A 13,249-nucleotide genomic window follows, 5' to 3' on the forward strand; every position below is an offset into this window, starting at 1 on the left:
GACTCATGGGAATAAAACGAATAAAAATAGCTCAAAAGGATCAGAGCAGATGCACAACATAATAAATAAAACCAAAGGAATGTTTATCCTGTCATCGATGGTTGTGGCAGTAGTAATGGCTAGCATGACGTCTGTTTCGTTAGCGAATGTAATGGAGTTTAATGAGGTTAACCTCCCCACTAAATACATTGTTAAATTTAAAGATACCCCACCAACACCGATGAGAATGTCACGCTCACTACAGCCTGTACCTCAATCTCATAAGAGCCTACTTGAGGAAGCTAAAGCCCGAGAAATAGAGAGTTTGGGTGATCCTTCCATGTTCAGTATCGAAATGGACAAGCAGCAAGTGTCTAAGCTGCAAGAGAATCGACAAGTTGAATATGTTGAAGTCGATCCACCGCGGTACCTTCTCAGTGAAACAATTCCGTGGGGCTATACAGCCGTTAATGCCCAGTTACTCAGTGATGAGAATACGGGCAATCGCACCATATGTATTATCGACTCTGGCTATGATGTGACTCATCATGATCTCAGTGGTAACCGAGTCAGTGGTAGTGATGACAGTGGTACAGGATCATGGAAGTCTCCCGGTACTGGTAATGCCCATGGTACTCATGTCGCGGGGACCATTGCCGCCATTACAAATGGTGAGGGTGTGAAGGGAATCATGTCAAACCAAAATGTTAATTTACACATAGTTAAGGTGTTTAATGAGTCAGGTTGGGGCTATTCATCGAGTTTTGTTAAAGCCGTTCAGATCTGTGCTGACCATGGTGCCAACGTAGTCAATATGAGTTTAGGTGGTAGCATTTCAAGCCGGACAGAGCGCGATGTTTTGCAATCTTTGTATGATGATGGCGTGCTTTTGATTGCCGCATCTGGAAATGGTGGTAATGCAATGCACAGCTACCCTGCTTCTTATGATGCGGTGATGTCTATAGCGGCTGTCGATAATAAAAGTCATCATGCAGCGTTTTCACAAGCGACTGATCAAGTCGATGTTTCTGCGCCAGGAATGGCAATCTTGTCTACCGTCACTATGGGCGAGGGCGTACTTGCCGATATTCGCTCGAGTGATGGCCACTATTTTGAGCGAGGAGTGGTTCCTCACAACCGTAAAGTACTGCGAGTGCCAGAAAACCCACTCGATCCTTATAAATCAGATCCTGTATCAGGTAGTGTAACCGCGCCTCTTGCTTTGTGTGATGTATCATCTGGCAGTTACGATTGTGGAGATATGTCTGAAAAAATATGTTTAGTTGAACGTATCGAGAATCAAGCGTCAGGTTTTAGGCCGGAAATTAATCCAGTAAAAGCGTGTTATCAAGCTGGCGCTAAAGCGGCAATCGTCTTTAGTAATCAAGACCTCCCTGGCTTACAGAATCCATTTGTGCTTGATGAAGATGATATGTATCACTTAGTGTCTGTGACGGTGGACCGTCAATTAGGGCTAGAGCTTGTAGAGAAAATCACTGAGACAGTGACGGTTAAAACAACCATGGGTGAGAATTATCAATACTACAATGGAACGTCGATGGCTGCCCCTTATGTTGCAGGTGTTGCGGGACTAGTTTGGAGTTATCATCCCAAATGTACTGCTCAGCAAGTGCGTAGAGCTTTGACAATAACGGCTACTGATCTCGACTCACAAGGGCGTGATAATCGTACCGGTTATGGTTTGGTTAATGCACAAGCAGCCAAGGCTTATCTTGATATTGGTTGTAACGGCCCTGATGCGGGGAATAAAGTATTGGACAATGGCGTAGCTAAGCAAGAGTTATTTGGTGAAAGTAAATCAAGCAACGTATATACCTTCGATGTTCCTGACAGCGCAACAAAGGCGACTTTCGAGCTTAGCGGAGGGATTGGAGATGTTGATATCTATGTGCGATTTAATGGCATACCGACAAAGAGTGCTCATGATTGCAGCTCAAAGGAAGAAGGTACTAGCGAGGCTTGTGCCCTTGATGTGACAAAAGCCGGTACATACCAAGTGCTAATCTACGGATATAAAGCGTATCAGGGGGTAACTTTGCTTGCCACTCATAATGGGCAAGACTCGACCGACACGGCGCCCACATATTATAGCAATGAAGACGTCCTCGATATTCCGGATCAAAGTGAAGTGGGCGTAAGTAGTAAGATTGATGTCGAGCGTGCGGGCGATGCCGGTTTAGTGTCTATCGAGGTTGATATCAGCCATGGTTATATTGGTGATTTGCAGCTCACGTTAGAATCTCCTTCTGGTCAAGAAGTTGTGTTACACAGTAAAACTGGAGGTGCTCTTGAAGCAATTAAAGAGACGTATCAAAAAGACTTTACTGGCTCAGATTCCCAAGGGAGTTGGAAGCTAAAAGCGGTAGATAATTCTTCTTGGCATACTGGGAAGATTAATCGCTGGGCCATATCTTTTGATACTTTGCCTTCAGAATAAGGAGAGAATATGAGAAATAGGATGGTCACAATACGCACCATAGCTTGCCTTCTCATCTCGCTCTGTCTGCCAGTGGTAACGCTGGCAGCAGGCCAAGATCCAATGGCGAAAGATAGCCAATTGGCAAAGATGGAAAGCGAGCCGTCGAGGTTTTACGTCAAATATCATCAAGGAAAGCAGCAACCAGTGAGAGAGCTGTTGCAAGTCAATAGCCTAGAAGTATTAGACGCACTGGATGATTTACAGGTGCTGGTTGTCTCAGGCCCCAAAGATAAGCTGAAACAGCTCGAAGGAGATGATTTGATTGACTATATCGAACCAGAGCCGATTCGGCAGTTGTACTCTCAGTAGTTCATCAGTATTGAGGCTATCTCAACTTTGCGCACAAACAGGCTGAATTTCTTCAGTCCTGATTTTACACTTGTTTCAAAATACAACTTATATGTTGTTTGTTGTTTATATAGAATGGTACAACTAATAAGTTGTTTGAGGTGTATGGTGAAGGATATTGATGAAATTGCGGCACTGCTCATTGAGCAACGTAAAAAGCTGGGCATCGAGCAAAAAGATATGTACATGCGAATCGGCATGAAGCAGCAACAGTATCAACGCATTGAGGCGGGTAGTGACGTAAAACTTTCGACTTTGCTCAGAGTGCTGGAAGGGCTGGATTTAGAGCTTTTTATTGCACCCAAAAGAGCGGAGGTCATATCTGTTCCAATGCAGGGTAAAGCAGGTAGGCAAAGCCAATTTGGCATAAGTGAAGCTAGTCTTGAAGATGACTCAGATGATCTTGAGTTTTGGTTTGGCTCTGAGGGTAGCTCATGAGCAAGCAGATAGAGAAAGTTGAAGGCTTAAACATCCAAGAACTTCCGATGGAAGCTGAGCATAAATCAGCACTTAGGCAGCATTGGCAACAATTAAGTAGCGATTTTAAGCTTTTATAATTCGTAGTATGTCTGCGAATTACTTTGGACTACATATTGTTGGCTCTAACTGCCTTCAACCTGATCAGTTTTTGATAATTGTGATTTTGTTGGGCTTTTATAAGTATTACTTTAATAAATACAGTTATTGATGAGTCTCAACTTTTTTCTTTACGGTTTAATGGTATAAAAGATCGGCCCCTTATAAGGAGCCGTTTGTTACTTATTCATCACCTAAATAATCATTGTTATTGGGGTTATGAGCATCAGCCCAATCATCCATATCAGCATCGTTATTTGGGTTGTTAATATCTGACCAAACGTCTAGCTCATCTTGAGACATATCACTTGAGTCCGGCATATTATTTCTTCCCTTTTTGATTCGGGTTTAATTGCTTTCCACGGTTACCTTGATTTTGGTCATGCTGACGGTTAGTGCCGCTTGTTCCCTTGTTAGAATTCGGAATGTTCGCTGCATTGTTTGCTGGCGTGATTTTCTTAGTCATGTTCTGATTTCCTTATTTAGTAACTAGCCTTACGAATTTGTTTAAGTATTCGCTCAAATCCCTGCCTAGTTGTAATTGTTTTGGGTTGTAGTCCATCAGATGTGTTATGCCAAATAAATCGAAATCCTCTTCCTAGTTTAAACCTTATGAAGGTTGGACAGGAGCGAATCTTCCTGCCACCTAAACTAAGATATGAAGTTCCCGATTCAAGCTGCTTTTCAATTGTTAAAGCTCGCTTCAAATGACACAAAGGAATTTGAGACTGGAATGCATCAATTAACTGCTTGGTTGAATTCATTCTTACTCTCCCTGATGGACTAGAATTAAGAATGAGTGAGTGCACTGCACTCGCAACCACTAATTTAATAAATTATCTAAAAGATTATCGAACTCAGTAGCTTCAATGTACTGCTTTTGTATTTGAGCTTTATATTGCATCAGAATAGGTACGCTAGAGTCGAGCAATAAAGATGCTTGGTAGGCTTTTTCTAGGTCATTATTTAGGAAGTGAATCATCATTGACTCGCCCTTTGTCAGTACTGCACTTTTAGCCAGCAGTACTTGCATTAAACTTGTCATTCCATCCAGTGATAACTGAGGTAGTTCACAAAATGGGTTTGGTAGTTTTTCTTTTGCTAGGTCTATATCGAGGGATTTCAATGTGAAAATGAGTTGATGTAATGCGTTGGATTGTAAAGTTGAACCCAGAATAGACAGCCGATTACTCATTAAGATTTCAATAAACTCAGCGGCTTCTCTGCGTTTACTGTTCTTGTTGAATATACTCTTTACTCGCTTACTATCTGAAAAAAAGCCTTGTAGTAAAATCGCATTGTTTAGCTTAATTAGGCTATCTGGTGCAATCAGAAGGTGTTGTTTACTGGAACCTCCCCCCATTGGCTCTTTTCGTATATTTAAAAAACCTTTGCTTCTAACTAATGGGTACACCAAGTCTTTAAAGGCTTTGTGTTTCGATAGCTGAATTTTAAACAGTTGCCAGATCGCATCAGGTGGAGATAGGTAATTACCATCATATTTCACACGATAACTCCAATAATTTACGCTCTGATAAAGGGGAAGGTTTCGACTTCTCTCGTGCAATAAACTGAGCTCTGTCATACCAGTCTGAGCGACAGCGATATTTTGATTGCGCATATTGTTCTATGACCCCCAAACAGTATCCAGCTCGTAAACTTTCAGCGAGTGAAGTGGTTTGAGCAGCGAGTAACTTTTTCTTGTTTTTAGATTCATAAATATTGACAAGCTCAATGCAGCTTTCGATCAAAGGTAGCGATTTCGCGCTTGATGATAATGGCAAGCTAGCAAGGGTAATTGCCAGAATCAGGGACTTCTTATCGATCATTTTTTACCTCGGGATCGGTTTGAGTTGCTTGTGGCTCATCAGCTTTGTTAGCAAGGTGAGTGCTTATTTCCAGTGACTTAATTAATGTTTGGCTAGGAACCGCAATATATAAGCTGAGGCAGATAGCACTATACGATAGTAGTTGAGTGTAATTTTGTTCTTCTAGCAATATTGTTCGTAAGTGATCAGTATTTTGGGCTAGATCTGTAATAGCAACAATGCTTGCACATAACACTGTAAAGAGAACGAATTTCCCGTACCAAATTATGGGGGAGGTGATGAAAAACCACCAACGTTGAGAGGTTTGTTTTGTGTAACTCCAGTAACGGTTCAAAAGAATTAAAAAGCTGATAAAAAACACTAATTCCACCGTTGACATGTCCTCCAAGCCTTTTTGGTATTCAAAAATAGTCGTTAGTTGATAAATGAATGATGAAAGAGCGAGTATAATTAGAAAAATAAAGACCACGGAATTTAATACAAAAGAGATGATGCGGCTTATCGACCAGTCTAGTTGCTTTAAAAGCTGCTTAAGCTTATTCGCTAGGGAGGGGCAATATTGAGACGGCTGATTTTTGTTAACTGTATTGTCCATAAATTTTGATCTTTTTCGGTTTTGCTATATTCTATCGCGCTCATATTTATACTTGTAGGCTTAGTCGTTAAAAATACAATTTAAGTCATATATTCCAAACTCCCACCATGAGTGCCTCACTTCATAAAAAACATGCTTAAGTCAGTCAGATTTCAAGGAAATTTGCTGAGTTACTGGTATCATAAGGCCAATTTTTAGAACTCAAGAAGCCGGTCATGAATCAACAAGAACAACTCTTTCTCAAAGAGCTAGAAAATAAGCTCTGGACTGCGGCAGATAAACTTCGCGCATCACTTGATGCGGCACAATACAAACACGCTGTGCTAGGCCTAATCTTCGTTAAATACGTTTCCGATGCGTTTAAGCTGCGCCAAGATGAGATTAAAACAGATTTGGCTAACCCTGAGCATGAATATTACCTAGATCCTGCTGATTTCTCAGAACAAGAGCTAGCAGAAGAGATTACCATCGAGCTTGAGCAACGAGACTTCTATACCGAGAAAAACGTGTTTTGGCTACCTGTAGAATCTCGCTGGGATTTTTTACAAGACAATGCGCCTCTTGCCATCGGCCGCTGCTTTCTGAAAAGCACTCATGGAAAAATTGAGGTTGTTAAGTCACTGAGCGACGAAGAGAAAAAAAAAGCCAAAGAAATCACCTCTGTTGGCCACTTGATTGATAACGCCTTGGAAGGGATTGAGCGCGACAACCCGAAGCTAAAAGGTGTCCTCAACAAGCACTACGCCGCTCTTAAAATTGATCAGGCAAAACTCAATGAGCTGATTAACTTAATCGCGACCATTCCGTTTAATCATAAGTCACTGAGCAGTAAAGATATTCTTGGGCATGTTTACGAATACTTCTTAGGCCAATTTGCGCTGGCTGAAGGCAAAAAAGGCGGTCAGTACTATACGCCTGGCTCCATCGTGACCCTGATTGTTGAGATGATAGAACCCTTTGAAGGCCGCGTCTATGACCCAGCTATGGGCAGTGGCGGTTTCTTTGTGCAATCTGACCGGTTTATTGAGCGCCGCGCTAACCAAAAAGACATTGACCCGCTAACGCAAAAACAACGAATCTCCATTTACGGTCAAGAATACAACTACACCACATGGCAGTTGGCTGGGATGAATATGGCTATTCGAGGACTAGAATGTCAATTTGGTGAGCCAGCTAGTACCTATACCAATGACCAACATCCTGATTTGCGCGCTGATTTTGTGATGGCGAATCCGCCTTTTAATATGAAAGAGTGGAATACAGGTGTCAATGATAACGATCCGCGCTGGGTATATGGCACACCACCATCAGGTAACGCCAACTTTGCGTGGATGCAGCATATGCTTTACCACCTTGCCCCTGATGGTTCTCAAGCTTTGCTCCTTGCTAATGGCTCGATGAGTTCAAGTACCAACAATGAAGGTGAAATCCGTGCTTCACTGGTTGAGAACGATTTGGTGGAATGTATGGTTGCACTGCCGGGGCAACTGTTCACCAACACCCAAATTCCAGCTTGTATCTGGTTCTTAACCAAAAACAAACAAGCACGTACCGATAAAGCGGGTCGTAAGCTGCGTGATCGCAAGGGCAAAGTGCTGTTTATTGATGCGCGTAACCTTGGCTATATGAAAGACCGCGTGTTGCGTGATTTCAGTGTTGATGACATACGCAAAGTGGCTGACCTTTACCACGCTTGGAAAACAGGTGAAGAAGTCAATGGTGTTGCTTACGAAGACCAAGCGGGCTTTTGCAAATCAGCAACCTTAGAAGAGATTAAAAAACACGATTTTGTGCTCACTCCGGGGCGTTATGTCGGTGCTGCTGAAGAAAAAGACGATGGAGTGCCATTTGCTGAAAAAATGGCAACCCTAACCGCTAAGTTGAGTGAGCAATTTGCAGAGTCGGCAAGGCTAGAAGCGGAGATTAAGAAAAACCTAGCGGGGTTGGGTTATGAGTTGTAACTGGCGTACTGTTAAGTTGCAGGAAATCGTATTATTTAAAACGGGTAAATTAGATTCGAATGCTGCTGATGAACAAGGTATATATCCGTTTTTTACCTGCTCTCCAGTTACCTTAGCTATCGATAATTATGCGTTTGATACGGAAGCTGTATTGCTTGCAGGTAATAATGCAAATGGTGTGTTTGCTGTTAAATATTACAACGGAAAATTCAACGCTTATCAGCGAACCTATGTGATTACACCAATCAATAAATCAGTGGTTAGTGTGAGGTGGCTCTATTTTAGAATTAAGCATGTGACGTCTGAACTTCAACAAATGTCGGTAGGAACTGCGACAAAGTTTCTGACTAAGAAAATTCTGGATGCCTATGAAGTTCAACTACCACCAATAGAAGAACAGGAAAGACAAGCGAAAATTTTATGGGATTTACAAAATAAACTCGATTTAAACACTCAAACCAACCAAACCCTTGAACAAATGGCCCAAGCCATCTTCAAATCTTGGTTTGTCGATTTCGACCCTGTAAAAGCCAAGATAAATGGTGAACAACCTGAAGGAATGGATGCTGCGGCTGCCGCGCTATTCCCCGAAAAGCTCGTTGAGTCTGAATTGGGTTTGATTCCTGAAGGTTGGAAACCGAAGCAACTGAAAGATATCCTCGAATTGGCTTATGGCAAAGCGTTAAAGAAAACAGACCGTGTCGAAGGTAATGTGCCCGTATATGGCTCTGGCGGACTGACTGGTTATCACAACCAAAGTCTTGTTGAAGGCCCCGGAATTATCGTTGGCCGTAAAGGGACTGTTGGTTCTGTCTACTGGGAACCAAAAGCGTTTTACCCAATCGATACAGTCTTTTATGTTAAACCTAAAACAGGCTATTCACTGAAATATTGCCACATGGTATTGCAAAACCTTGGGTTGAAAGACATGAATACGGATGCTGCTGTTCCAGGATTAAATCGAAACAATGCATATCGTCTCGATGTGATTACACCTAATGAATCCGTACTCAAAAAGTTTGAAGAAATGACGCAGTCTTTCCAGTCAAAGGTTGATGCCAACAATGTCCAAAATGCTAGCTTGGAATCTCTACGCGACACACTACTTCCTAAATTGCTTTCCGGCGAAATCGTGTTAGGACAAACCGAAGAAATGGCCGAGGTAAGCTGATGACGACCCGAGTAGAAATGATTATCGAAACGCTCAAAGCGAACCCCGAAAAGAAGTTTACTGCACGGGATTTAGCCAAAGAATTTGTGCTTCGATATCCAGAAGAAATCGCTGAGAAACAAGAAAACCCGCGATATAACACCGAAGAAAAGCTGATTGCGCAGCTCGCAGCAGAAATTGGTGGGGAACGCACTGAAAGAGCGAAAATCGTTTGTCCTAATGTCGCCACTCGTGACAAACCAAGACCTCGGGTTTATTACTGGGAGCAGAAGCCTACACCTGCTCATCAGGAAGATGATCTTAGCGATGCAGATGAATCAGACATCGATACGCCTCTCGTGCCGAAAAGCTTGAGCGAGCACGACCTCTACCCAATGTTGATTGAGTACCTCAGCAAGGATTTGGGTCTTTACTGTCAGCGCATTGACGAGCGTAAATCTAAAAACTCTCATGGCAACGGTGGCAATCACTGGTTACATCCTGATGTGGTGGCGCTAGAGCCGCTCGACCAAGGTTGGGATGAAATTGTGAGAAGCTGTGTGCGCAGTGGGAATCACAGCTCGGTTCGACTTTGGTCTTTTGAAGTGAAGAAACATCTTACCAAAGGCAATGTACGAAAATACTTTTTCCAAGCAGTATCCAACTCTAGCTGGGCAAACTTCGGCTATTTGGTTGCGACAGGCTTAAATAGTGACGTTGAAGGTGAGCTGCAAATGTTGTCGAGCTTGCACGGGATTGGGGTGCTGATTCTGGATACTGAATCTTTGTTTGATAGCCAAATACTCATTCCAGCTCAAGAGAGAGTCAACGTGGATTGGCAATCTGCAAACCGAATCGTCTCTGAAAATAGGGATTTCCACCATTACATTGAGCAGGTTGGTATTTATAACCAAACCGGACGGTTGATTAAGAGCGCATGGAATAAATAATAAGGATAAAGGCTTAATGATTACTGAAGATCAACTAGAACAACAATGCCTCGATTGGTTTAAAGAGCTAGGCTACCAATACCAAAATGGCTATGACATCGCACCAGATGGCCCTGTTCATCCAGCCACGGGCGCTCCTGAACGTGAAAACTATCAGCAAGTGGTGCTTCAGGCGCGTTTAATGTCGGCACTCAAAACCTTAAACCCTAAGGTTCCCAGTGACACTCTAATCGAAGTGGCAAAAACCGTCACCACACCGCCAACGCCAATCCTTAACAAAAACAATCAAGGCTTTCACCAATATTTAATTGAAGGTGTGCCGGTTGAATACTCGGTAATGGAGTACGATCAATGGGTGACCAAACACACCCATGTTCGATTAATCGATTTTGACGACCGCGAGAATAACCAATTCTTAGTGGTCAATCAGTTCACCATCACGGGCACCAAAGGCAATCGCCGTCCAGATCTCGTGGTGTTTATTAATGGCTTGCCTTTGGCAGTGATAGAGCTAAAAAACCCCGCTGATGATCAGGCTGATATTTGGAATGCCTACAATCAAATCCAAACCTATAAACAAGAGATCGCCGATCTATTTGTATTTAATGCGGCCTTGGTGATTTCTGATGGCTGGACGGCGCGAGTTGGTTCCCTGACCGCAAGCAAAGAGCGCTTCTTACCGTGGAAAACAATAGCAAGAGAAGATGATAAGCCGCTGCTTGAATTCCAACTAGAAACTCTAGTGCGTGGCTTCTTTAAGCCAGAATTGCTGCTCGATTACATTCGTTACTTTGTGTTGTTCGAAAATGATGGCGACAAGATAACCAAAAAAATCGCCGGTTATCACCAGTTCCATGCTGTGCGTGCTGCGGTGAAAGCGACAGTGATCGCGGCCACAACGCCAACAAACATTACCGAACCTCGGGCCAATTACGCCGATACCGTGGTGCCCGGAAGTAAAAAAGCGGGCGTAGTTTGGCATACCCAAGGCAGTGGAAAAAGCATGTCGATGGTCTGCTACGCAAGTAAATTACTGCAACAACCTGAGATGAACAATCCAACTCTAGTGATGGTCACTGATCGTAATGACTTAGACGGTCAGCTATTTAATACCTTCACCATGGCGCAGGAAACGCTAAAACAGATCCCTCAACAGGCTGAAGATCGTGATTCATTACGCGATTTACTTCTTAATCGTCAGTCCGGTGGCATCATCTTCACCACAGTACAAAAATTTGCCTTGCTCGATAAAGAAATGGCGCATCCTATTCTTTCTGAGCGCTCGAACATTGTGGTGGTGTCTGATGAAGCGCACCGCAGTCAATATGGCAATAAATCTCGCCTTGTTGATGTTAAAGATGAAAATGGCAATGTGATTGACCAGCGCTATGTGTATGGCTATTCCAAATATATGCGTGACGCGCTGCCCAATGCCGCCTTTATTGGTTTTACCGGCACGCCCATATCTAAGGAAGATAAAGATACTCGCGGCGTGTTTGGTGATTATGTCTCTATCTATGATATTCAAGATGCGGTCGATGATGGTGCAACTGTGCCGATTTATTACGAGTCTCGCTTAGCCAAACTCGATATTAATCAAGATGAAATTCAAGCGCTTAACGATCAGGTCGAGGAGGAAATTGGTGAAGACGAAGAAACAGAAAGCCGTGAGAAAATAAAATCACAGTGGTCAGCGCTAGAAAAACTGGTTGGTGCAGAGCCGCGAATCAAACAAGTTGCCCAAGACTTGGTTGAGCATTTCACCACTCGCTGTGAAACCTTTCCCGGCAAGGCGATGATGGTTGCCATGAGCCGTGAGATTTGTGTCGATTTATACGATGCTATTGTCGCGATTAAACCTGAATGGCACAGTGATGATCCAAACAAAGGCGCGATCAAAATCGTCATGACAGGCAGCGCTGCTGATAAAGCCAAAATGCAGCCGCACATTCATGATAAGAAGACCAAGAAGCTATTTGAGAAACGTTACAAAGATCCCGATGACGAATTGCAATTGGTGATAGTGCGCGATATGTGGTTAACAGGCTTTGATGCGCCTTGCTGCCATACCATGTATATCGACAAACCCATGAAAGGCCATAATCTGATGCAAGCGATCGCGCGTGTGAATCGTGTGTTTAAGGATAAGCCCGGAGGTTTGGTGGTTGATTATATTGGTATTGCTAATGAGCTTAAAAACGCGCTTAAGACCTATACCGGCAGTCAAGGGAAAGGCAAGCCAACCGTCAACACGGCCGAGGCTTTCGCTGTCCTTATGGAAAAAATCGATATCATTCGCGGTATGTTTGCCACTCCTATCAATAACAAGGCTGATGGCTCTGTCGATGGTGATGTCTTCAACTATCGTCCAGATTTTGAAACCAAACCACTGCAACTGCTTCCGGGCGCTGTGAATCATATATCAGGGCTTTGCCATCGCAACAACAAAGGTGAGCTAGTCCGTGATGGAAAGCGCCGCTTTCTTGATGTGATGGCGGCGTTGATGAAAGCGTACTCGCTGTGTAATACCTTAGACGAGGTTGATGGCTACAAGAACGAAATCGCTTTTTATGGCGCGATTAAAACGGCATTTCTTAAACACTCTACGGTAGATACTAAACGCAGTGACGAACAGCGTAATTCTGCGCTGCGCCAGATCCTCAACAATGCCATTGTCGCAGACGGTGTTGATGATATTTTCAAAACGGTTGGCTTAGATAAACCCAATATTGGCTTGCTTTCAGAAGAATTCTTAGAAGACGTTAAGAATATGAAAGAGAAGAACTTGGCGGTTGAGTTATTGGAAAAACTGCTGCGTGATGAAGTCAAAGCTCGGATGAAAAATGATGTGGTGCAAGAGAAAAAATACTCCGAACGCATCATGGAATCTCTGCGCAAATACCATAATCGCAGTATTGAAACGGCTCAGGTAATCGAAGAGTTGATCCAGTGGGCAAAAGAAATGCAAGCCGACGCTGAGATGATGGATAAGCTCAATCTGTCTACTGATGAAATTGCGTTTTACCGTGCGCTGATTGTTAATGAAGCTTCAGTACGCACTTTAGGCGATGATAACTTACGTCAACTTGCGATTGAGCTTACCCACCAACTGCGCAAGTCTGCGACGGTAGATTGGCAAAAACGTGAGAGTGTAAGAGCAAGAATGCGCAATCTTGTTCGGCGTTTACTGCGCCGCTGGAAATACCCACCAGATGCGGCAGAAGAGGCGATTAAGCTGGTGCTAGAGCAAGCTGAAGTACTGGCTGATGAGTGGTACGCAAGCTAACTAAATTGGCACAAATTCAGAAACAACGCTTCATCAATAGCCCGTTTAGAGTAATCTTGATGAAGTGTTATCGGC

General features: G+C 43.3%; 14 protein-coding genes. 8 read left to right on the forward strand and 6 right to left on the reverse strand.

What is annotated here, in order from left to right; all coding sequences use genetic code 11:
* Positions 1-49 precede the first annotated feature (49 nt).
* The 4 genes from KO511_RS16930 to KO511_RS22470 all read left to right on the forward strand — a co-directional run bounded on the left by KO511_RS16930 (position 50) and on the right by KO511_RS22470 (position 3,384).
* Positions 50-2,437 (forward strand): S8 family serine peptidase, encoded by a 2,388-nt coding sequence (locus KO511_RS16930; protein WP_215988589.1) that lies wholly within the window; start codon positions 50-52, stop codon positions 2,435-2,437.
* A gap of 9 nt (positions 2,438-2,446) precedes the next feature.
* Positions 2,447-2,788, forward strand: coding sequence for an ATPase (locus KO511_RS16935; RefSeq protein WP_215988590.1), 342 nt, complete (start codon positions 2,447-2,449; stop codon positions 2,786-2,788).
* Positions 2,789-2,935: 147 nt separating this feature from the next.
* Positions 2,936-3,265 carry a helix-turn-helix domain-containing protein gene (locus tag KO511_RS16940; RefSeq protein ID WP_215988707.1) on the forward strand — a complete coding sequence of 110 codons (330 nt, stop codon included), beginning with the start codon at positions 2,936-2,938 and terminating at the stop codon, positions 3,263-3,265.
* Positions 3,262-3,384, forward strand: a complete 123-nt coding sequence (locus KO511_RS22470) for a hypothetical protein (protein ID WP_289847799.1) — start codon at positions 3,262-3,264, stop codon at positions 3,382-3,384. Before KO511_RS16940 ends, KO511_RS22470 begins: the two co-directional genes overlap by 4 nt.
* Positions 3,385-3,586: 202 nt before the next feature.
* Here the strand turns inward: KO511_RS22470 and KO511_RS16945 are convergent, their stop codons facing one another.
* The 6 genes from KO511_RS16945 to KO511_RS16970 are packed head-to-tail and all read right to left on the reverse strand — an operon-like array spanning position 3,587 to position 5,827.
* Positions 3,587-3,724, reverse strand: coding sequence for a hypothetical protein (locus KO511_RS16945; protein ID WP_215988591.1), 138 nt, complete (start codon positions 3,722-3,724; stop codon positions 3,587-3,589).
* A 1-nt stretch (position 3,725) separates the two neighbouring features.
* A complete protein-coding gene (locus tag KO511_RS16950; protein ID WP_215988592.1) occupies positions 3,726-3,869 on the reverse strand; it encodes a hypothetical protein in 144 nt (47 codons plus the stop codon).
* A gap of 16 nt (positions 3,870-3,885) precedes the next feature.
* Positions 3,886-4,167 carry a ParE family toxin-like protein gene (locus KO511_RS16955; RefSeq protein WP_215988593.1) on the reverse strand — a complete coding sequence of 94 codons (282 nt, stop codon included), beginning with the start codon at positions 4,165-4,167 and terminating at the stop codon, positions 3,886-3,888.
* Positions 4,168-4,226: 59 nt separating this feature from the next.
* Positions 4,227-4,910, reverse strand: coding sequence for a hypothetical protein (locus tag KO511_RS16960; protein WP_215988594.1), 684 nt, complete (start codon positions 4,908-4,910; stop codon positions 4,227-4,229).
* Entirely contained in the window at positions 4,900-5,232 is a 333-nt protein-coding gene (locus KO511_RS16965; RefSeq protein ID WP_215988595.1) for a hypothetical protein, read from the reverse strand. The genes KO511_RS16960 and KO511_RS16965 overlap by 11 nt, the downstream gene beginning before the upstream one ends.
* Positions 5,222-5,827 carry a hypothetical protein gene (locus KO511_RS16970; RefSeq protein ID WP_215988596.1) on the reverse strand — a complete coding sequence of 202 codons (606 nt, stop codon included), beginning with the start codon at positions 5,825-5,827 and terminating at the stop codon, positions 5,222-5,224. Before KO511_RS16970 ends, KO511_RS16965 begins: the two co-directional genes overlap by 11 nt.
* Before the next feature lie 215 nt (positions 5,828-6,042).
* Here KO511_RS16970 and KO511_RS16975 point away from each other — a divergent pair, with 215 nt between their 5' ends.
* Genes KO511_RS16975 through KO511_RS16990 form a run of 4 tightly spaced genes read left to right on the forward strand, consistent with a single transcriptional unit; the run spans position 6,043 to position 13,174 of the window.
* Positions 6,043-7,788: a type I restriction-modification system subunit M gene (locus KO511_RS16975; protein ID WP_215988597.1), complete on the forward strand. Its 1,746-nt coding sequence runs from the start codon at positions 6,043-6,045 to the stop codon at positions 7,786-7,788.
* The gene (locus tag KO511_RS16980; protein ID WP_215988598.1) at positions 7,778-8,959 is read left to right on the forward strand and encodes a restriction endonuclease subunit S; all 1,182 of its coding nucleotides are present in this window, start codon (positions 7,778-7,780) and stop codon (positions 8,957-8,959) included. The genes KO511_RS16975 and KO511_RS16980 overlap by 11 nt, the downstream gene beginning before the upstream one ends.
* Complete coding sequence (locus KO511_RS16985) at positions 8,959-9,888, forward strand: COG2958 family protein (RefSeq protein ID WP_215988599.1); 930 nt, start codon at positions 8,959-8,961, stop codon at positions 9,886-9,888. Before KO511_RS16980 ends, KO511_RS16985 begins: the two co-directional genes overlap by 1 nt.
* Before the next feature lie 16 nt (positions 9,889-9,904).
* Positions 9,905-13,174: a type I restriction endonuclease subunit R gene (locus KO511_RS16990; protein WP_215988600.1), complete on the forward strand. Its 3,270-nt coding sequence runs from the start codon at positions 9,905-9,907 to the stop codon at positions 13,172-13,174.
* Positions 13,175-13,249: the final 75 nt, after the last annotated feature.

This window comes from Vibrio hepatarius (assembly GCF_018860525.1).
Taxonomy (GTDB): Bacteria; Pseudomonadota; Gammaproteobacteria; order Enterobacterales; family Vibrionaceae; genus Vibrio; species Vibrio hepatarius_B.

What these genes read in the sequence shown, in the direction of transcription:
- KO511_RS16985 (WP_215988599.1), top strand. Translation starts at nt 8,959, where the DNA reads ATGACGACCCGAGTAGAAATGATTATCGAAACGCTCAAAGCGAACCCC.
- KO511_RS16935 (WP_215988590.1), top strand. Translation starts at nt 2,447, where the DNA reads ATGAGAAATAGGATGGTCACAATACGCACCATAGCTTGCCTTCTCATC.
- KO511_RS16945 (WP_215988591.1), bottom strand. Translation starts at nt 3,724, where the DNA reads ATGCCGGACTCAAGTGATATGTCTCAAGATGAGCTAGACGTTTGGTCA.
- KO511_RS16990 (WP_215988600.1), top strand. Translation starts at nt 9,905, where the DNA reads ATGATTACTGAAGATCAACTAGAACAACAATGCCTCGATTGGTTTAAA.
- KO511_RS16970 (WP_215988596.1), bottom strand. Translation starts at nt 5,827, where the DNA reads ATGGACAATACAGTTAACAAAAATCAGCCGTCTCAATATTGCCCCTCC.
- KO511_RS22470 (WP_289847799.1), top strand. Translation starts at nt 3,262, where the DNA reads ATGAGCAAGCAGATAGAGAAAGTTGAAGGCTTAAACATCCAAGAACTT.
- KO511_RS16955 (WP_215988593.1), bottom strand. Translation starts at nt 4,167, where the DNA reads ATGAATTCAACCAAGCAGTTAATTGATGCATTCCAGTCTCAAATTCCT.
- KO511_RS16950 (WP_215988592.1), bottom strand. Translation starts at nt 3,869, where the DNA reads ATGACTAAGAAAATCACGCCAGCAAACAATGCAGCGAACATTCCGAAT.
- KO511_RS16980 (WP_215988598.1), top strand. Translation starts at nt 7,778, where the DNA reads ATGAGTTGTAACTGGCGTACTGTTAAGTTGCAGGAAATCGTATTATTT.
- KO511_RS16930 (WP_215988589.1), top strand. Translation starts at nt 50, where the DNA reads ATGCACAACATAATAAATAAAACCAAAGGAATGTTTATCCTGTCATCG.
- KO511_RS16965 (WP_215988595.1), bottom strand. Translation starts at nt 5,232, where the DNA reads ATGATCGATAAGAAGTCCCTGATTCTGGCAATTACCCTTGCTAGCTTG.
- KO511_RS16975 (WP_215988597.1), top strand. Translation starts at nt 6,043, where the DNA reads ATGAATCAACAAGAACAACTCTTTCTCAAAGAGCTAGAAAATAAGCTC.